This window comes from Acidovorax sp. GW101-3H11, assembly GCF_001633105.1.
Lineage (GTDB): Bacteria > Pseudomonadota > Gammaproteobacteria > Burkholderiales > Burkholderiaceae_C > Acidovorax.
This window is the reverse complement of the sequence record NZ_LUKZ01000012.1, coordinates 85,318-102,180: the sequence shown is the minus strand read 5'-3', so window position 1 is coordinate 102,180 and position 16,863 is coordinate 85,318. Positions and strand designations below refer to the sequence as shown.

The window sequence follows — 16,863 nt, the reverse complement described above, 5'->3', positions numbered from 1 at the left end:
GGCGTGGCTTTCTACTTTCAGGTGGGGGATTGGATTTTAGTGTCGGGGGCTGGGTTCACTGGTGCCGGGCCGGGGTGTGGCGCGAGGTGTTCCACCAGCAGGCGCGCGGTGATGGGCAGGGCCTCAAAGTCGCGGGCCACCACGCGCAGTTCGCGGTGGGCCCAGGCGTCGGTCAGCGGGATGGCCTGCAGCTGGCCCACGCCGCGCATGAGTGCAAAGGCCCGGTCGGGCAGCAGGCCCACGCCCAGGCCGTTGTCGATCATGCGGCACATGGCATCGAGCCCTGTGACCTGGATGCGCTGGCGCAGCGGGCGCCCGGCAGCAGCGGCGGCGGCGCGCATGGCCAGGCTGATGCTGCTGTTGGCATGCAGGCCCACAATGTCCCAGTCCAGCACTTCTTCAAAATTGATAGCTGCCTGGGCAGACAGGGCGTGCCCAGAAGGCACTACAAGCATCAAACGGTCAGACCGGTAGGGGCGGCTTTGCAGGGCGGGGCTGCCCCCGGCGCTGGCCATGCCGATGTTGCAGATGCCCAGGTCGGCCGCGCCTTCCTGCACGGCGTGCAGCACGTCGCTGGAGAGGTGCTCCTGCAGGTCGATCTTGATCTGGCTGTGCTCGCGCGCAAAGGCGCCCAGGTCTTCGGGCAGGAACTGGAAGATGGCCGAGATGTTGGCATGCATGCGCACATGGCCGCGCACGCCGTCGGCGTATTCGCTCAGCTCGCCCTGCATGCGTTCGAGGCCAAACAGCACGGTGCGGGCGTGGTGCAGCAGGCTCTCGCCCGCCGGGGTCAGGGTCACGCCCCGGCTGTGGCGGTACAGCAGGGCCGTGTCCACAGCGGTTTCCAGGTCCGACAGGCGCTTGCTGACGGCCGATGCCGCAATGAACTCGCGCTCGGCCGCGCGGCCGATGCTGCCAAGCTCGCACACCGCCACAAACAGTTGCAGCGAGGTGAGGTCGATACGGCGCGCAAAACTGCGCTCGGAGCTTTTCATGGGGGTTTTTGTCTTCTCAAAACGAGAAGGATGGCTATTTTCTCCTCATTATTTGTCAATTGTCATCGCCATGCGCGATGGCTGGGTTGCCCGTCTACGGTTTGCCTGCTGCGCAAGGGCAGGGCTCAGGCCACGCAGGTGCTGCCATGCTCTGGCACCGCCGCATTCCAGCGCAGTTCGTGCGCTATGCGCTGGCGCAGGTGGTCGGCGGCGCCCATTTCGCCATGCACCACATACACCTGGTCGGGCGCGTGGCCCATGCTGCGCAGCCAGGCGACGAGCTGGTTGCCATCGGCATGGGCCGAGGCAGACGACAGCCGCACCACCTCGGCACGCACAGCCACGTCCTGGCCATGGATGCGGATGGTCTTTTCGCCCTCAGCCAGCCGCGCGCCGCGTGTGCCCGGCGCCTGGTGGCCGGTCAGGATGACCATGTTGCGGTGGTCGCCCGCGTGCAGCGCCAGGTGGTGCAGCACGCGGCCCCCGGTGGCCATGCCGCTGGCCGACAGGATGACCATGGGGCCGTGCAGCCGGGCCAGGCCCTTGGACTGCTCGGGCGTCTGGACCATGGTGGCGCCATGCTCCAGCGCCTGCACCTCGCGGCTGCTCAGGCGGTGCTCTTGCATGTGGTGCTGGAACAGGCCCGTGGTGCTGACGGCCATGGGGCTGTCCAGAAACACCTTGAGCGACGCAGGCACCACGCCCTGCGCCTTGAGCAGGCCAATGGCGTGCAGCACCACCTGGGCGCGGCCCACGGCAAACACCGGCACCACGGCCGTGCCGCCGCGCGCGGCCAGGCGTTGCAGGGCGGGGCCCAGTTCGTCCAGCAGCCCCTCGGGCGGGTGTTCGCGGTCGCCGTAGGTGGATTCGATCAGCACCGTGTCGGCCGGGGGCGGGGCGTCGGGCGGGTTCATGAGCAGGTCATCGGGCCGCCCCAGGTCGCCCGAGAACAGGATGCGCCGGCCACCCACCTCCAGCAGCACGCTGGCCGCGCCCAGGATGTGGCCCGCCGGGGAGAGCGTCACCCGCCAGCCGGGCAGGGGCTCAAACGCCTTGTGGAAAGCATGGACCTGGAACTGTTTCAGGCAGTGCAGTGCGTCCAGCCGGGTGTACAGGGGCAGTGCCGGGCTGTGGCTGCTGAGCTGGTGGCGGTTGAGAAAGGCCGCGTCTTCTTCCTGCAGGTGCCCGCTGTCGGGCAGCAGGATGGTGCACAGGTCGCGCGTGCCGGGCGTGCAGTGGATCGCACGGGTGTAGCCGTCGCGCGCCAGCAGGGGCAGGTAGCCGCTGTGGTCCAGATGGGCGTGGGTCAGAACCACAGCGTCGATCTGGTGCGGCGTGACGGGCAGGGGCTGCCAGTTGCGCAGGCGCAGCTGCTTGTAGCCCTGGAAGAGGCCGCAGTCCACCAGCAGGCTCTTGCCGTTGTGGCGCACCAGGTATTTGGAGCCGGTGACCGTGCCCGAGCCGCCCAGGAAGGTGATGTTGACGTTCATGCCGATGCCCCTTGTCCCGTTGTTCCCTTTTCCCCGGATGGCGGCCCCCACGACCGCCGGGTGGGCTTTCATGCTACGGCGCAGGGGGGATGGGGGCTACCGCTGGCGGGTGGATTCTTGCCTCAGATCAAGAAATCACCGCTGGCAATGTTTTTCTGTTGCAAATCCTCCGGCGGTACTACAGTGGGCAGCCCATCTCCTGACGCCCCGTCTTAGCGGGACCTTCATCCAACAGGTTGAGGTATGCAGCCCCGGTTTTCCTGTCACGCCCATGGCGCCTTGCTGGCTATTGTTTTGCTGGCTGGCGGCTGGCAGGCGCACGCGCAGCCGCTGGACGAACCGCCCGAATGGGGCGATGAGCCGCCCGTGCTGTCGCGCTGGCTGGAGGAGGGCTACGAGGCCGAAGTGCGGCGCCAGCCGCACCGCGCTGCACAGCGCTACTGCGATGCCGCGCGCTACGGCAGCGTGGAGGCGCAATACCGCCTGGGCCGCCTGCTGATGCGGGGGCGCGACGTGGTGCCTGACCCGGCGGCGGCCGCCACCTTGCTGGCCCTGGCGGCGCAGCGGGGGCACGAGAAGGCGCGCAGCCTGGCCGAAGGCCTGGCGCCGGGCGAGCAGCTGCCGGACTGCCTCACCACCGGTGAGGCGCCCCGGCTGGAGGTGCGCGACTCTGCCCAGGAGGTCGTGCCCCACGAGGTGGTGGACCGCTATGTCAGCAACCTGCCCGACGACAAACGCCGCCACGCCGAGCTGGTGCAGCGGCTCGCCCCCCGCTTCGAGGTGGACCCACGCCTGGCGCTGGCCATCGTGCGGTCGGAATCCAACTTCCAGGCCCGCGCGCTGTCGCCCAAGAACGCGCAGGGGCTGATGCAGCTCATCCCCGAAACGGCGGAGCGTTTTGGCGTGCGCGACGTGTGGAACCCCGAGCAGAACGTGCGTGGTGGGCTGACCTACCTGCGCTGGCTGCTGGACCGTTTCGGGGGCGATGTAGCACTGGCCTCGGCCGCCTACAACGCGGGCGAGAAAGCGGTGGAGCGCCACGGCGGCGTGCCGCCCTACAGCGAGACGCGCGAGTACGTGCGCCGCATCCTGGGCTTCTACCGTGCGCCCCAGCACGAGCGGCCGGGCAAGGCCACGGGGCTCGCCGTGCAGCCCGCAGCGCGCATGAAAAAACCGCCCGGGCCGTGAAGCCGAGGGCGGTTTCTTGAAGGCGGCTGCGCAGCCGCGTCAGCTGAAGAAGTTCTTCAACCGGTCCGTCCAACTCTCGCCGCTCGGCGAGTGGCGAGCGCCGCCCTTCTTGAGCGAATCCTCCAGCTCGCGCAGCAGCTTGCGCTGGTGCTCGGTCAGCTTCACGGGCGTCTCGACCGCGATGTGGCAGTACAGGTCGCCCGGGTAGCTGGCGCGCACGCCCTTGATGCCCTTGCCGCGCAGGCGGAACTGCTTGCCGGCCTGCGTGCCTTCGGGGATGTCGATGGCGGCCTTGCCAGCCAGCGTGGGCACTTCGATCTCGCCGCCCAGCGCGGCCGTGATGAAGCTCACGGGCACCTGGCAGTGCAGGTCGTCGCCGTCGCGCTCGAAGATGTCGTGCTTCTTCAGGCGGATCTCGATATACAGGTCGCCCGGTGGGCCGCCGTTGGTGCCCGGTTCGCCGTTGCCGGTGCTGCGGATGCGCATGCCATCGTCGATGCCCGCAGGAATCTTCACTTCCAGCGTCTTCTGCTTCTTGAGCTTGCCCTGGCCGTGGCAGGTGGTGCAAGGCTCAGGAATGATCTTGCCCGTGCCACGGCAGTGCGGGCAGGTTTGCTGCACGCTGAAGAAGCCCTGGCGCATCTGCACCGTGCCTGCGCCCTGGCAGGTGCCACAGGTCTTGGCGCTGGTGCCGGGCTTTGCGCCGCTGCCGTGGCAGGTGTCGCAGCTTTCCCACGAGGGGATGCGGATCTGCGCGTCCTTGCCGCGTGCGGCTTCTTCCAGCGTGATCTCCATGGCGTAGCTGAGGTCGCTGCCCCGGTACACCTGGCGGCCACCGGCACCGCGCCCACGCCCGCCCTGCTGGCCAAACATGTCGCCGAAGATGTCGCCGAAGGCCTCGGCAAAACCGCCAAAACCTTCCGCGCCCGCACCACCGGGGCCGCGCATGTTGGGGTCCACCCCCGCGTGGCCATACTGGTCGTAGGCCGCGCGTTTTTGCGGGTCGGAGAGCATCTCGTAGGCCTCCTTGGCCTCCTTGAACTTCTCTTCGGCAGGCTTGGCCGCATCCCCCTGGTTGCGGTCAGGGTGGTGCTTCATCGCCAGCTTGCGATAGGCCTTCTTGATTTCTTCGTCCGAGGCGTTTTTCGGAACGCCCAGGATTTCGTAAAAGTCTCGTTTGGACATAGTGATTCAGAACCCGGTTGGAACAGGAACGCCGCGCAGCCCCTGTAGGCATTGCGCGGCGGCTCGGGTCAACGGGGGCTCGCTCAGCCCTTCTTGACTTCCTTCACTTCGGCATCGACGACGTTGTCGTCGTCAGCGGGCTTGGCCGAAGAAGCGGAGGCCGAGGCACCTGCCGCGTCGGCGCCACCGGCGGCCTGGGCAGCTTGTGCAGCCTGGGATTCGGCGTACATCTTCTCGCCCAGCTTCTGGCTGGCGGCCATCAGGGCCGTGGTCTTCTCGTCGATGGAGGCCTTGTCCTCGCCCTTCAAGGCGTCTTCCAGTGCCTTCACGGCGGCCGTGATCGCGTCCTTTTCGCCCGCGTCGAGCTTGTCGCCATGCTCGGCCAGGCTCTTGTTCACGCTGTGCACGGCAGCTTCACCCTGGTTCTTGGCCTGCACCAGTTCCAGCTTCTTCTTGTCGTCAGCGGCGTTCAGCTCGGCGTCCTTCACCATCTTCTGAATTTCTTCTTCCGACAGGCCCGAGCTGGCCTTGATGGTGATCTTGTTTTCCTTGCCGGTGCCCTTGTCCTTGGCGCCCACGTGCAGGATGCCGTTGGCGTCGATGTCGAACGACACTTCGATCTGTGGCACGCCACGCGCTGCGGGCGGGATGCCTTCGAGGTTGAACTCGCCCAGGGCCTTGTTGCCCGAGGCCATCTCGCGCTCGCCCTGGAACACCTTGATGGTCACGGCGGGCTGGTTGTCGTCGGCCGTCGAGAAGGTCTGTGCGAACTTCGTCGGGATCGTGGTGTTCTTGGTGATCATCTTGGTCATGACGCCGCCCAGGGTCTCGATGCCCAGGGACAGGGGGGTCACGTCCAGCAGCAGCACGTCCTTGCGGTCGCCCGAGAGCACCTGGCCCTGGATGGCGGCGCCCACGGCCACGGCTTCGTCAGGATTCACATCCTTGCGGGGGTCCTTGCCGAAGAATTCCTTCACCTTCTCCTGCACCTTGGGCATGCGGGTCATGCCGCCGACCAGGATCACGTCGTGGATGTCGGACACCGACACGCCAGCGTCCTTGATCGCCACGCGGCAAGGAGCGATGGTGCGCTCGATCAGCTCTTCCACCAGGGCTTCCAGCTTGGCGCGGGTCAGCTTGATGTTCAGGTGCTTGGGGCCCGAGGCGTCTGCCGTGATGTAGGGCAGGTTGATGTCGGTGGCAGCCGAGTTCGACAGCTCGATCTTGGCCTTTTCGGCGGCTTCCTTCAGGCGCTGCAGGGCCAGCACGTCCTTGGACAGGTCCACGCCCTGTTCCTTCTTGAACTCGCTGATGATGAAGTCGATGATGCGCTGGTCGAAGTCTTCGCCGCCCAGGAAAGTGTCGCCGTTGGTGGACAGCACTTCGAACTGCTTTTCGCCATCGACGTCGGCGATTTCGATGATGGACACGTCGAACGTGCCGCCGCCCAGGTCATACACGGCGATCTTGCGGTCGCCCTTTTCCTGCTTGTCCAGGCCAAAGGCCAGGGCCGCAGCGGTGGGCTCGTTGATGATGCGCTTGACTTCCAGGCCCGCAATGCGGCCGGCGTCCTTGGTGGCCTGGCGCTGGGCGTCGTTGAAGTACGCAGGCACGGTGATCACGGCTTCGGTCACGGGCTCGCCCAGGTAGTCCTCGGCGGTCTTCTTCATCTTGCGCAGGATGTCGGCCGACACCTGCTGGGCCGACAGCTTGCTGCCGCGCACTTCCACCCAGGCGTCGCCGTTGTCGGCGGCCACGATGGAATAGGGCATCAGGTCGATGTCCTTTTGCACTTCTTTTTCGGTGAACTTGCGGCCGATCAGGCGCTTGATCGCGTACAGCGTGTTCTTGGGGTTGGTCACGGCCTGGCGCTTGGCCGAGGCGCCAACGAGGATCTCGCCGTCTTCCTGGTAGGCCACGATGGAGGGTGTGGTGCGCGCGCCTTCGCTGTTCTCGATCACGCGCGTGGTGTTGCCTTCCATGATGGACACGCAGCTGTTGGTGGTGCCCAGGTCAATGCCGATGATTTTTCCCATGATTTTTCTCCGAATGCTTGAATGTGTGGATGGCTAGTAACTTGTGGATAACTCGTGGGGGTTCAAGTCATCCGTGCTGATTTATTTGACGATTTACTTCGGGGCCGTGACCGTGACCAGGGCCGGGCGCAGCACGCGTTCGGCAATCACATAGCCTTTTTGCAGCACGGCCACGACGGTGTTGGCCTCTTGCTCGGCGGGCACCACGCTGATGGCTTGGTGCTGGTGCGGGTCGAACTTGGCGCCAGCGGCGGGGKTGATGGCCAGCACCTTGTTGCGCTCCAGGGCCGAGGTCAGCTGGCGCAGGGTGGCGTCGGCGCCTTCGCGCAGCTGCTGGGGGGTGGCTTCCTTGATGGCCAGGGCGGCGTCCAGGCTGTCGGCCACGGGCAGCAGGCTTTCAGCAAAGCTCTCGATGCCGAACTTGCGGGCCTTGGCCACTTCGTCATCGGCGCGGCGGCGGGCGTTCTCGGCCTCGGCCTTGGCGCGCAGGAACTGGTCGGCTAGATCGGCGCTTTTGGCCTTCAGCTCGGCCAGCTCGCCTTGCAGGCGGGCCAGCTCGTCAGAGGCGTGGGCAGCCATGGCGGCTTCGACTTCTTCGGGGGCGGGGGCGCTCTGGGGCGGGGTGGTTTGGCTGTGGTCTGACATGTCTTGGTCTGAAGGTGAGTGAAACGGTACGCGCGGGAGTTGGGGGCATGCCGCCACAAATCAAGGTCTGCACCAGGGATTTGTGCTTTCGGGCCCTGCGCGCAGGGCCCGTGGTGGTGAGGAGGTCGGTCCAACCCCGGTTTTTGCAAGGGTTGAACACCCCTCCATGTACCACCAGGTGCCTTTTATTGGACGCCTTTGGTGCGAGCCCAAGGACCGACGGAGAACGCTGAGTGTACAAGCGGCGACGGCCGGGCTATAATCGCAGGCTTTCCCTTGCCACACCACTTCTAGACGCGGTGGGTGGTCTCACCCAAAAGGAGTCTGCATGCGTCATTACGAAATCATTTTGTTGATCCATCCGGATCAAAGCGAGCAAGTTCCAGCCATGCTGGAGCGCTACAAGGGCATGATCACCGCTGGCGGTGGCAAGGTGCACCGCGTGGAAGACTGGGGCCGCCGTCAACTGGCGTACCTGATCAACAAGCTGGCCAAGGCCCACTACCTGTGCGTGAACATCGAAGCCGACCAGGCTGTGATGGCTGAACTGGAGCACGCCTTCAAGTTCAACGACGCCGTGCTGCGCCACCTGACGGTTCAGAAGAAGAAGGCCGACACGGGCCCATCTTCCATGATGAAGACCGTCGAGCGCGAAGAAGCCCGCAAGGCCAGCCAAGCTGAGTACGCAGCTGCTGGCGGCGAGCGCTGATCCATCCCTGTTGGAGTGGAGAACCGCGTAGTCTTGACCGCCTGTATCGCAGAGGCTGAACCCCTGCGTTACACGCCCGCCGGATTGCCTGCCATCACCCTGCGGCTTGAACATGAGTCGCAGCAAACCGAGGCAGAACATCCCCGCGCAGTCAAGGCCGCCATCAAAGCCATGGCCTTCGGGGCAATGGCTGAGCGTCTGGCAAGGCAGAACATCGGAAGTCTCTGGACTTTCCATGGATTTCTGGCCAACCCGCGCAATGGCAAGACCGCAGTGCTGCACATCCAGGATATTCAACAAAATTAATTTTCAAGGGGTCCGCAATGGCCACGTTCAAGAAGTTCAACAAAGACAAGCGCCCAAAGCGCAACACCCAGTCCCTGCTGTTCAAGCGCAAGCGCTTTTGCCGCTTCACGGTGACGGGCGTTGAAGAAATCGACTACAAGGATGTCGATACGCTGCGCGATTTCATCGCCGAAAACGGCAAGATCATCCCCGCACGCCTGACCGGCACGCGCGCTATTTTCCAGCGTCAGCTGAACACCGCCATCAAGCGCGCTCGCTTCCTGGCCCTGGTGCCTTACAGCGACCAGCACAAGATCTAAGGAGCACAACCCATGCAAATCATTCTGCTCGACAAGGTTGTGAACCTCGGCAACCTCGGCGAAATCGTCAAGGTGAAAGACGGCTACGCCCGTAACTTCCTGATCCCCGCTGGCCGCGCCCGCCGTGCCACGGAAGCCGCCAAGGCTGAGTTCGAAGCCAAGCGCGCTGAACTCGAAAAGGCTGCTGCAGCCAAGCTGGCAGAAGCCCAAGCCCAAGGCGAAAAGCTGGCTGGCACGACCGTCAAGCTGACGCAAAAGGCTGGCGTCGATGGCCGTCTGTTTGGTTCTGTGACCAACCACGACATCGCCGAAGAGCTGAACAAGCAAGGCTACAAGGTTGCCAAGTCGCAAATCCGCCTGCCCAACGGCCCCATCAAGGTCGTGAGCGACAGCGCTGTGAGCGTGGCTCTGCACACCGACGTGGTGGTGGAAGTCAACGTGTCGGTCTACGGCGAAACCGCCTGATCGCCAGCGCGTAGATAATCTCTGCGCGACTCGCCGCGAAAGCCGCCTTTGGGCGGCTTTCGCGCTTCTGACCCGGCCCATTTGTACAGGGTTGCCCACCGGTCATCCACAGATTGTCCCAAGGCTTGTCCAGCCTGGCTGCTGCCCCTGGGGCCATGGGGTGGCCTGTTTTCAGACCTGTCCCGGAGAAATCCATGTCTGCTGTTTTCCCTCCGCTTGACGAACAGGGCTCGCTGCCATCCGCCAGCGAGGACCAGGAAATTGCCAAGCTGCGCACGCCGCCGCACTCCATCGAGGCCGAGTCCAGCGTTCTGGGTGGCCTGCTGCTGGACAACAATGCCTGGGACCGGGTCGGGGACCTGCTCAAGGAGGGGGACTTTTACCGCTACGAGCACCAGGCCATTTACGCGGCCATCGGCGCGCTGATCAATGCCAGCAAGCCTGCCGACGTGATCACGGTGTTCGAGCAGCTCAAGAACCAGGGCAAGGCCCAGGAGATGGGCGGGCTCACCTACCTGAACAGTCTGGCGCAGTACGTTCCGAGCGCCACCAACATCCGCCGCTACGCCGAGATCGTGCGCGAGCGGGCTATTCTGCGCAAGCTGGTCACGGCCAGCGATGAAATCTCCACCAATGCCTTCAACCCGCAGGGCAAGACGGTGGAGCGGATTCTGGACGAGGCCGAGGCGAAGATCTTTGCCATCGGCGAAGAAGGCTCGCGCAACAAGCAGGGCTTCCAGTCGCTCGACAACCTGGTGATCGACCTGCTCGACAAGGTGCAGGAGATGGCCGACAACCCGGCCGACGTGACCGGCGTGCCCACTGGTTTTGCCGACCTGGACCGCATGACTTCGGGGTTGCAGGCGGGTGACATGATCGTGCTGGCCGCCCGCCCGTCCATGGGCAAGACCTCGTTTGCAGTGAATATTGCTGAGCACGTGGCGCTCAACGAAGGCCTGCCAGTCGCGATCTTCTCGATGGAAATGGGTGCCGCCCAGTTGGCGGTGCGTATCGTGGGCTCCATCGGCCGGGTGAACCAGGGTAACCTGCGCAGCGGCAAACTCACCGACGATGAATGGCCGCGCCTGACCGAGGCCATCGAGCGCTTGCGCACTGTCTCGCTGCACATCGACGAAACCCCCGGCTTGTCCCCCGGCGAGTTGCGAGCCAATGCGCGCCGCCTGGCGCGCCAGTGTGGCAAGCTGGGCCTGATTGTGGTGGACTACCTGCAGCTCATGAGTGGCTCGGGTTCGGCGGCAAGCTCGGACAACCGTGCGACCGAGCTGGGCGAGATCTCCCGGGGCCTCAAGATGCTGGCCAAGGAGTTGCAGTGCCCCGTGATTGCGCTTTCCCAGCTCAACCGCTCGGTGGAGCAGCGCACCGACAAGCGCCCCATGATGTCCGACCTGCGTGAATCCGGCGCCATTGAGCAGGACGCGGACATCATCATGTTCATCTACCGCGATGACTACTACAACAAGGACTCCAAGGAGCCCAATGTGGCCGAGGTCATCATCGGCAAGCAGCGTAACGGGCCCACGGGCACGGTCAAACTCTTCTTCCAGAAGAACCAGACCCGCTTTGAAAATCTGGCCATGGGCGGCGGCGACGATTACTGACGCGCGGAAATCGATCTCCAAAAACAAAAGGCCCCTGCCGTCGGCAGGGGCCTTTTCATTTTTGGTGCGATGTCAGAGAACTTCGCTGGCGAAATCGGCCAAACGTGAGCGCTCACCCCGAGCCAGTGTGATGTGCCCGCTGTGCGGCCAGCCCTTGAAGCGGTCCACCGCATAGGTCAGGCCCGACGAGCCCTCGGTCAGGTACGGCGTGTCGATCTGTGCGAGGTTGCCCATGCAGATGATCTTGGTGCCCGGGCCCGCGCGGGTGATCAGGGTCTTCATCTGCTTGGGCGTGAGGTTCTGCGCCTCGTCGATGATCACGTACTTGTTCAGGAAGGTGCGCCCGCGCATGAAGTTCATGCTCTTGATCTTGATGCGGCTACGGATCAGCTCGTTGGTGGCGGCGCGGCCCCATTCACCCGCATTGCCGCCGTCGCCCTTGGCCAAGAATTCCAGGTTGTCGTCCAGTGCGCCCATCCAGGGGCCCATCTTTTCTTCCTCGGTGCCGGGCAGGAAGCCGATGTCCTCGCCCACGCTCACCGTGGCGCGGGTCATGATGATCTCGGTGTAGCGGCGGTCGTCCAGCACCTGGGTCAATCCTGCAGCCAGGGCCAGCAGGGTCTTGCCGGTGCCGGCGGTGCCGGTCAGCGTCACGAAGTCGATCTCCGGGTCCATGAGCAGGTTCATGGCGTAGTTCTGCTCGCGGTTGCGCGTGGTCACGCCCCACACGGCGTTCTTGGCGGAGCCATAGTCCTTGAGCGTTTGCAGCACGGCCGTCTTTTCACGGATCTCGCTCACGCGCGCAAACAGGCTGGGCTCGCCGGGGGCCTCGAAGTACACAAACTGGTTGATCATCAACTGCGGCACGATGGGCCCGCCGATGCGGTAGTAGGTGTGGGCGCCGCTCTGCCAGCTTTCCACGTTCTTGCCGCTCTTGGCCCAGAAGTCGGGGGGCAGGGCCAGCACACCGGCGTACAGCAGGTCGCCGTCTTCCAGCGTCTTGTCGTTCTGGTAGTCCTCGGCGTTCAGGCCCAGGGCCCGCGCCTTGACGCGCATGTTGATGTCCTTGGACACCAGCACCACCTCGCGCGGCGCATGCAGCTTGCGCAGCGCCTCCACCACGCCCAGTATCTGGTTGTCGGCCTTGCCCGGCGGCAGGCTGGTGGGCAGGCTGTAGTCCAGCGGCGCGGTCTGGAAGAACAGGTGGCCGCCGGCGGCGCGCTGGCCTGTGGAATCAAGCTTGAGGCCGTGGGCGATGTCGGCGCCTTGCACGCCAGCCAGGGCGTCCAGGGTGCGGCTGGTCTGGCGGCCGTTGCGGGCGACCTCGGTCATGCCCTTCTTGTGCCCATCCAGTTCCTCCAGCACGATCATCGGCAGGAAGATGTCGTGCTCTTCGAAGCGGAACAGGCTGGTGGGGTCGTGCAGCAGCACATTGGTGTCCAGCACGAACAGCTTGGTCGGGCCCTGTGGTGCGGCCTTCTTGCCCCGGGGTGCCGGGGCGGGGGCTGTGGCACTGGGGCTCGCGGTCACGCTGGTCGTGCGTGCCTTGCGGGTGCCGGTAGCGCGGGCGGTGGGGGTGGTCGGGCTGCTTGCGGGCTCGGGCACGCGGGCCTGCGTTTCGACCTGGATCAGCGGGGCTGCGACCAGGGCTGCGGGCGTGGCCAGTGCGGCGCTGCCTGCCTTGCGCCCTGTGCGGGTGGCCGAAGCTGCGCGCACGGGTGCGGCAACGGGCTCGTTGGCCGAGGTTTGTGACACCCGTGGACGGGCCGTGACTTCAAAGGCTTCTGGCGCGAGGAGTGCAGCGCGCCGGCTGGGGGCGGGGGGCAGGGGCATGGTGGCAGGGCCTCGGTCGGTGAATGAAGAAAGACGGGTCAGAAAGCAAAAAGCCGCCTGGAGGCCAAGGCGGCTTTTTGGGGAGGGGTAAACGTCGCGATAACCAGGGGCATAAATCCATTATGCCCACTCTGGATGTCTTGCCGAGGCAAACCCAGTGGGGTGTCGCGCCGATGCTCCAGAGGCTTGATCCGGGTGCGCAGGTGGCAGAGGATCAGGCGGCCTTTTTCAGGGCCTTGATGGATTTGACGGTCTTGAGGACTTCGTCCACGTGGCCGGGTACCTTGAGGCCGCGCCACTCCTGCACCAGCAGGCCGTCGGGGCCGATCAGGAAGGTGCTGCGCTCGATGCCCTTGACCTTCTTGCCGTACATGATCTTGTTCTTGACCACGCCGAACATGTGGCACATCTTCTCTTCGGTGTCTGCGATCAGCTCGAACGGCAGTTCCAGCTTTTCCTTGAAGTCGTCGTGCGACTTCATGTTGTCGCGCGACACGCCGAACACTGCAGCGCCCGCCTTCACGAAATCCTTGTACTTGTCGCGAAACTGCATGGCCTCCGTGGTGCAGCCAGGCGTGTTGTCCTTGGGATAGAAGTACAGAACCAGAATCTGGCCAAGGTGGGAGGTGTTGGAAACCTTGATTCCACCGGTCGCGTTGGCTTCAAATTCAGGGAGGGGTTTGTTGACAACGATCGCCATATCACTTCAATCTCTCAGGATGTAGTCGTTGGTAAGCCGGGGGAGTGGGGTGTGTTATTGCTCTTGGTAGTGCCCCCGACCGCAACCGGTGATTTTACCCCGAAATCGATTGCCAGCCAAATGTAAGACTGTGTGTCTTGCCCCTGGTGGCGGGCACTTTGGCAAGGATTTGCATAGGTGCGCCGCGCCTGCGGCAGGGGGCCGCTGGCCAGCCTTCAGGTTTCCAGAATCAGCGCTGCCACCACATTCCGGCCTTCCCCGGCCAGGATGTTGTAGGTGCGGCAGGCTGCGGCCGTGTCCATGGTCTCCAGCCCCAGCCGCCGCGCCATCAGCGGGGCCAGCCAGGCGGGGGGTGGAAAGCGGTTGCGGGTTCCGCTACCAAGGATCACCAGCTCGGCCTCCAGGGTGGCCAGTTGCACGAAGTGGTCCGGGGTCAGGTCTTCGAAACGCGCGCAGGGCCAGGCCTGGCGCAGCCCGCCGGAGCCGAGGATGACGCTGTGGGTGATCTTCTCGGCATCCACGCCGATCCAGCCGGGGCCGTAGCCGCTGATGGTCTGTGCGTTCGAGCGGTCAGGCTGAAATTTCATGGAGGTGGGCGTGGGAGGCGGGGCGGTTGGCAGGGCGTGGCCAGAGGCGCTTGCGCCAGGGGAGGGTGCCGGTTCTGTGGTCAAATTATAGGTTTCGCCAAAGTACCCGTTGCTTTGGCCGCCCCCTGACCCCACCGCACCACCGTCAGCGCATGAAAACCGTCCAAAAATCCGCCAAGCTTGCCAACGTCTGCTACGACATCCGGGGGCCGATCATGGACGCGGCCAAGAAGATGGAAGAAGACGGGCACAAGATCATCAAGCTCAACATCGGCAACTTGGCCGTGTTCGGCTTCGATGCGCCCGAAGAAATCCAGCTCGACATGATCCGCAACCTGCCCAACTCGGCAGGCTATTCGGACAGCAAGGGCATCTTCGCAGCGCGCAAGGCCGTGATGCACGAGACCCAGAAGCAGGGCATCAAGGGCGTGGCGCTCGATGACATCTACCTGGGCAACGGCGCCAGCGAACTCATCGTGATGGCCACAAACGCGCTGCTGGACACGGGCGACGAGCTGTTGCTGCCTTCGCCCGACTACCCGCTGTGGACGGCGGCGGCCAGCCTCTCGGGCGGCACGCCCGTGCACTACCTGTGCGACGAGGCCAATGGCTGGATGCCCGACCTGGATGACATCCGCGCCAAGATCACGCCCCGCACCAAGGGCATCGTGGTCATCAACCCCAACAACCCCACGGGCGCGCTGTACTCGGACGCGCTGCTCAAGGGCATCGTTGCCATTGCCCGCGAGCACGGCCTGGTGATCTTTGCCGACGAGGTGTACGACAAGGTGCTGTACGACGGCGCCAGGCACACTGCCATTGGCTCGCTGAGCGAGGACGTGCTCACACTCACCTTCAACTCGCTGTCCAAAAGCTATCGCTCCTGCGGCTACCGCGCGGGCTGGCTGGTCGTGTCGGGTGACAAGAAGCCCGCCAAGGACTACATCGAGGGCCTGAACATGCTCTCGAACATGCGCCTGTGTGCCAACGTGCCCGGCCAGTGGGCCGTGCAGACCGCGCTGGGTGGCTACCAGAGCATCAATGAGCTGGTGGGCGAGGGCGGCCGCCTGCGCAAGCAGCGCGACCTGGCCTATGAGTTGATCACCGCCATCCCGGGCGTGAGCTGCGTGAAGCCCCAGGCGGCGCTGTACATGTTCCCGCGCCTGGATCCGGCCGTGTACCCCATTGCGGACGACCAGCAGTTCTTCCTGGAACTGCTGCAGGAAACCAAGGTGATGCTGGTGCAGGGCACGGGCTTCAACTGGGCCGCACCCGACCACTTCCGCATCGTGTTCCTGCCGCACGAAGACGACCTGCGCGACGCCATCGGCCGCGTGGCGCGTTTTCTGGAGCAGTACCGCAAGCGCTGCGGCACCGATCTGCGGCGCGTCGGTTGATACTCATCTTTTGATAGCTGCTAGCGCTTGCTGGACAGGCGCAAACCCCATTTTTGACTGGTAAATCTTCCATGAAACCCATCCAAGTAGGCCTTCTGGGCATCGGCACCGTCGGCAGCGGCGTGTTCAACGTGCTCGCACGCAACCAGGACGAAATCAGCCGCCGCGCAGGCCGTGGCATCGAGATCACCATGGTGGCCGACCTGGACGTGGAGCGCGCCAAGGCCGTGGTGGGCGAAGGCATCCAGGTCGTCAACGACGCCCGCGCCATCATTGCCAACCCCGACATCGACATCGTCATCGAGCTGATCGGCGGCTACGGCATTGCGCGCGCGCTGGTGCTCGAAGCCATTGCGGCGGGCAAGCATGTGGTCACTGCCAACAAGGCGCTCTTGGCCGTGCACGGCACCGAGATCTTCGCGGCCGCATCGGCCAAGGGCGTGATGGTGGCCTTCGAGGCCGCCGTGGCCGGGGGCATCCCCATCATCAAGGCGCTGCGCGAAGGCCTCACCGCCAACCGCATCCAGTGGCTTGCCGGCATCATCAATGGCACCACCAACTTCATCCTGTCCGAGATGCGCAGCAAGGGACTGGACTTCGACGTGGTGCTGAAAGAAGCGCAACGCCTGGGCTACGCCGAGGCCGACCCCACCTTCGACATCGAAGGCGTTGACGCCGCGCACAAGGTCACGCTGATGAGCGCCATTGCGTTTGGCATCCCGGTGCAGTTCGACAAGGCCTATGTCGAAGGCATCACCAAGCTGGGTGCTGCCGACATCAAGTACGCCGAGCAGCTGGGCTACCGCATCAAGCTGCTGGGCATCACCAAGCGTGCCGACAAGGGCATCGAGCTGCGCGTGCACCCGAGCCTGGTGCCCTCCAAGCGCCTGATCGCCAACGTCGAAGGCGCGATGAACGCCGTGGTGGTGCAGGGCGACGCCGTGGGCACCACGCTGTACTACGGCAAGGGCGCGGGCAGCGAGCCCACCGCCAGTGCCGTGATTGCCGACCTGGTGGACATTGCCCGTCTGCACACGGCCGACCCCGAACACCGTGTGCCGCACCTGGCCTTCCAGTCCAACACGCTGCAGGGCGCCATGGACCAGTTGCCTGTGCTGCCCATGAGCGAAGTGGTCACCAGCTACTACCTGCGCCTGCGCGTGGCCGACCAGGCTGGCGTGCTTGCCAAGGTCACCGGCCTGCTGGCCGAGGCGGGTGTGAGCATCGACGCGGTGCTGCAGCGCGAGGCCGACGAAGTGGGTGGCGAAGGCTCGACCCAGACCGACCTCATCATCCTGACCCACGACACCCGCGAAGGCACCATGGACGCCGTCATCGCCCAGATGCAAGCCCTGCCCACGGTGCTGGCGCCCATCACGCGCATCCGCAAGGAAGAGCTCAACTGATGA

Annotated in this window: 16 protein-coding genes; 8 read left to right on the top strand and 8 right to left on the bottom strand. The window is 64.7% G+C overall.

Features of this window, described 5'->3' with window-relative positions:
* Window positions 1-17 precede the first annotated feature (17 nt).
* Together A1D30_RS13085 and A1D30_RS13080 are read right to left on the bottom strand one after the other, a co-directional pair.
* Window positions 18-995, bottom strand: a complete 978-nt coding sequence (locus A1D30_RS13085; protein ID WP_063461161.1) for a LysR family transcriptional regulator — start codon at window positions 993-995, stop codon at window positions 18-20.
* Between the two features lie 125 nt (window positions 996-1,120).
* Window positions 1,121-2,485 carry an MBL fold metallo-hydrolase gene (locus tag A1D30_RS13080; protein WP_063461160.1) on the bottom strand — a complete coding sequence of 455 codons (1,365 nt, stop codon included), beginning with the start codon at window positions 2,483-2,485 and terminating at the stop codon, window positions 1,121-1,123.
* A 279-nt stretch (window positions 2,486-2,764) separates the two neighbouring features.
* Between A1D30_RS13080 and A1D30_RS13075 the strand changes: the two genes are divergently transcribed.
* Window positions 2,765-3,673 (top strand): lytic transglycosylase domain-containing protein, encoded by a 909-nt coding sequence (locus A1D30_RS13075; protein WP_242421879.1) that lies wholly within the window; start codon window positions 2,765-2,767, stop codon window positions 3,671-3,673.
* Between the two features lie 39 nt (window positions 3,674-3,712).
* Here A1D30_RS13075 and dnaJ read toward each other — a convergent pair whose 3' ends face one another.
* The 3 genes from dnaJ to grpE form a co-directional block, all read right to left on the bottom strand.
* Window positions 3,713-4,858 carry a molecular chaperone DnaJ gene (gene dnaJ, locus A1D30_RS13070; RefSeq protein ID WP_055399485.1) on the bottom strand — a complete coding sequence of 382 codons (1,146 nt, stop codon included), beginning with the start codon at window positions 4,856-4,858 and terminating at the stop codon, window positions 3,713-3,715.
* 83 nt (window positions 4,859-4,941) lie between these two features.
* Complete coding sequence (dnaK, locus tag A1D30_RS13065) at window positions 4,942-6,894, bottom strand: molecular chaperone DnaK (protein ID WP_063461158.1); 1,953 nt, start codon at window positions 6,892-6,894, stop codon at window positions 4,942-4,944.
* Window positions 6,895-6,987: 93 nt separating this feature from the next.
* On the bottom strand, window positions 6,988-7,539 hold the full coding sequence (gene grpE, locus A1D30_RS13060) for a nucleotide exchange factor GrpE (RefSeq protein ID WP_063461157.1): 552 nt from the start codon (window positions 7,537-7,539) through the stop codon (window positions 6,988-6,990).
* Window positions 7,540-7,867: 328 nt separating this feature from the next.
* On the opposite strand from grpE, the gene rpsF reads away from it, so the two are divergent.
* The 5 genes from rpsF to dnaB all read left to right on the top strand — a co-directional run bounded on the left by rpsF (window position 7,868) and on the right by dnaB (window position 10,937).
* Window positions 7,868-8,248: a 30S ribosomal protein S6 gene (rpsF, locus tag A1D30_RS13055; protein WP_063461156.1), complete on the top strand. Its 381-nt coding sequence runs from the start codon at window positions 7,868-7,870 to the stop codon at window positions 8,246-8,248.
* 15 nt (window positions 8,249-8,263) lie between these two features.
* Window positions 8,264-8,554 (top strand): primosomal replication protein N, encoded by a 291-nt coding sequence (gene priB, locus A1D30_RS13050; RefSeq protein WP_063461155.1) that lies wholly within the window; start codon window positions 8,264-8,266, stop codon window positions 8,552-8,554.
* Window positions 8,555-8,571: 17 nt separating this feature from the next.
* Window positions 8,572-8,853: a 30S ribosomal protein S18 gene (gene rpsR, locus A1D30_RS13045; RefSeq protein ID WP_005795932.1), complete on the top strand. Its 282-nt coding sequence runs from the start codon at window positions 8,572-8,574 to the stop codon at window positions 8,851-8,853.
* Window positions 8,854-8,865: 12 nt separating this feature from the next.
* Complete coding sequence (gene rplI, locus A1D30_RS13040; protein WP_015013247.1) at window positions 8,866-9,318, top strand: 50S ribosomal protein L9; 453 nt, start codon at window positions 8,866-8,868, stop codon at window positions 9,316-9,318.
* A 194-nt stretch (window positions 9,319-9,512) separates the two neighbouring features.
* The gene (gene dnaB / locus A1D30_RS13035) at window positions 9,513-10,937 is read left to right on the top strand and encodes a replicative DNA helicase (RefSeq protein ID WP_063461154.1); all 1,425 of its coding nucleotides are present in this window, start codon (window positions 9,513-9,515) and stop codon (window positions 10,935-10,937) included.
* Between the two features lie 72 nt (window positions 10,938-11,009).
* On the opposite strand, the gene A1D30_RS13030 is transcribed toward dnaB, so the two are convergent.
* From A1D30_RS13030 to A1D30_RS13020, 3 genes are all read right to left on the bottom strand, one after another.
* Window positions 11,010-12,770 carry a PhoH family protein gene (locus tag A1D30_RS13030; protein ID WP_063461153.1) on the bottom strand — a complete coding sequence of 587 codons (1,761 nt, stop codon included), beginning with the start codon at window positions 12,768-12,770 and terminating at the stop codon, window positions 11,010-11,012.
* Between the two features lie 214 nt (window positions 12,771-12,984).
* Window positions 12,985-13,470, bottom strand: coding sequence for a peroxiredoxin (locus A1D30_RS13025; RefSeq protein ID WP_063461152.1), 486 nt, complete (start codon window positions 13,468-13,470; stop codon window positions 12,985-12,987).
* A 215-nt stretch (window positions 13,471-13,685) separates the two neighbouring features.
* Window positions 13,686-14,057 carry an Mth938-like domain-containing protein gene (locus A1D30_RS13020; RefSeq protein ID WP_063461151.1) on the bottom strand — a complete coding sequence of 124 codons (372 nt, stop codon included), beginning with the start codon at window positions 14,055-14,057 and terminating at the stop codon, window positions 13,686-13,688.
* Window positions 14,058-14,209: 152 nt separating this feature from the next.
* Here A1D30_RS13020 and A1D30_RS13015 point away from each other — a divergent pair, with 152 nt between their 5' ends.
* A complete protein-coding gene (locus A1D30_RS13015; RefSeq protein ID WP_063461150.1) occupies window positions 14,210-15,454 on the top strand; it encodes a pyridoxal phosphate-dependent aminotransferase in 1,245 nt (414 codons plus the stop codon).
* 71 nt (window positions 15,455-15,525) lie between these two features.
* Window positions 15,526-16,860 (top strand): homoserine dehydrogenase, encoded by a 1,335-nt coding sequence (locus A1D30_RS13010; RefSeq protein ID WP_063461149.1) that lies wholly within the window; start codon window positions 15,526-15,528, stop codon window positions 16,858-16,860.
* Window positions 16,861-16,863: the final 3 nt, after the last annotated feature.

Coding starts and splice junctions, on each gene's coding strand:
- A1D30_RS13030 (WP_063461153.1), bottom strand. CDS start 12,770: ATGCCCCTGCCCCCCGCCCCCAGCCGGCGCGCTGCACTCCTCGCGCCA.
- rplI (WP_015013247.1), top strand. CDS start 8,866: ATGCAAATCATTCTGCTCGACAAGGTTGTGAACCTCGGCAACCTCGGC.
- dnaK (WP_063461158.1), bottom strand. CDS start 6,894: ATGGGAAAAATCATCGGCATTGACCTGGGCACCACCAACAGCTGCGTG.
- A1D30_RS13020 (WP_063461151.1), bottom strand. CDS start 14,057: ATGAAATTTCAGCCTGACCGCTCGAACGCACAGACCATCAGCGGCTAC.
- rpsR (WP_005795932.1), top strand. CDS start 8,572: ATGGCCACGTTCAAGAAGTTCAACAAAGACAAGCGCCCAAAGCGCAAC.
- A1D30_RS13080 (WP_063461160.1), bottom strand. CDS start 2,485: ATGAACGTCAACATCACCTTCCTGGGCGGCTCGGGCACGGTCACCGGC.
- A1D30_RS13015 (WP_063461150.1), top strand. CDS start 14,210: ATGAAAACCGTCCAAAAATCCGCCAAGCTTGCCAACGTCTGCTACGAC.
- dnaB (WP_063461154.1), top strand. CDS start 9,513: ATGTCTGCTGTTTTCCCTCCGCTTGACGAACAGGGCTCGCTGCCATCC.
- dnaJ (WP_055399485.1), bottom strand. CDS start 4,858: ATGTCCAAACGAGACTTTTACGAAATCCTGGGCGTTCCGAAAAACGCC.
- rpsF (WP_063461156.1), top strand. CDS start 7,868: ATGCGTCATTACGAAATCATTTTGTTGATCCATCCGGATCAAAGCGAG.
- A1D30_RS13010 (WP_063461149.1), top strand. CDS start 15,526: ATGAAACCCATCCAAGTAGGCCTTCTGGGCATCGGCACCGTCGGCAGC.
- A1D30_RS13025 (WP_063461152.1), bottom strand. CDS start 13,470: ATGGCGATCGTTGTCAACAAACCCCTCCCTGAATTTGAAGCCAACGCG.
- A1D30_RS13085 (WP_063461161.1), bottom strand. CDS start 995: ATGAAAAGCTCCGAGCGCAGTTTTGCGCGCCGTATCGACCTCACCTCG.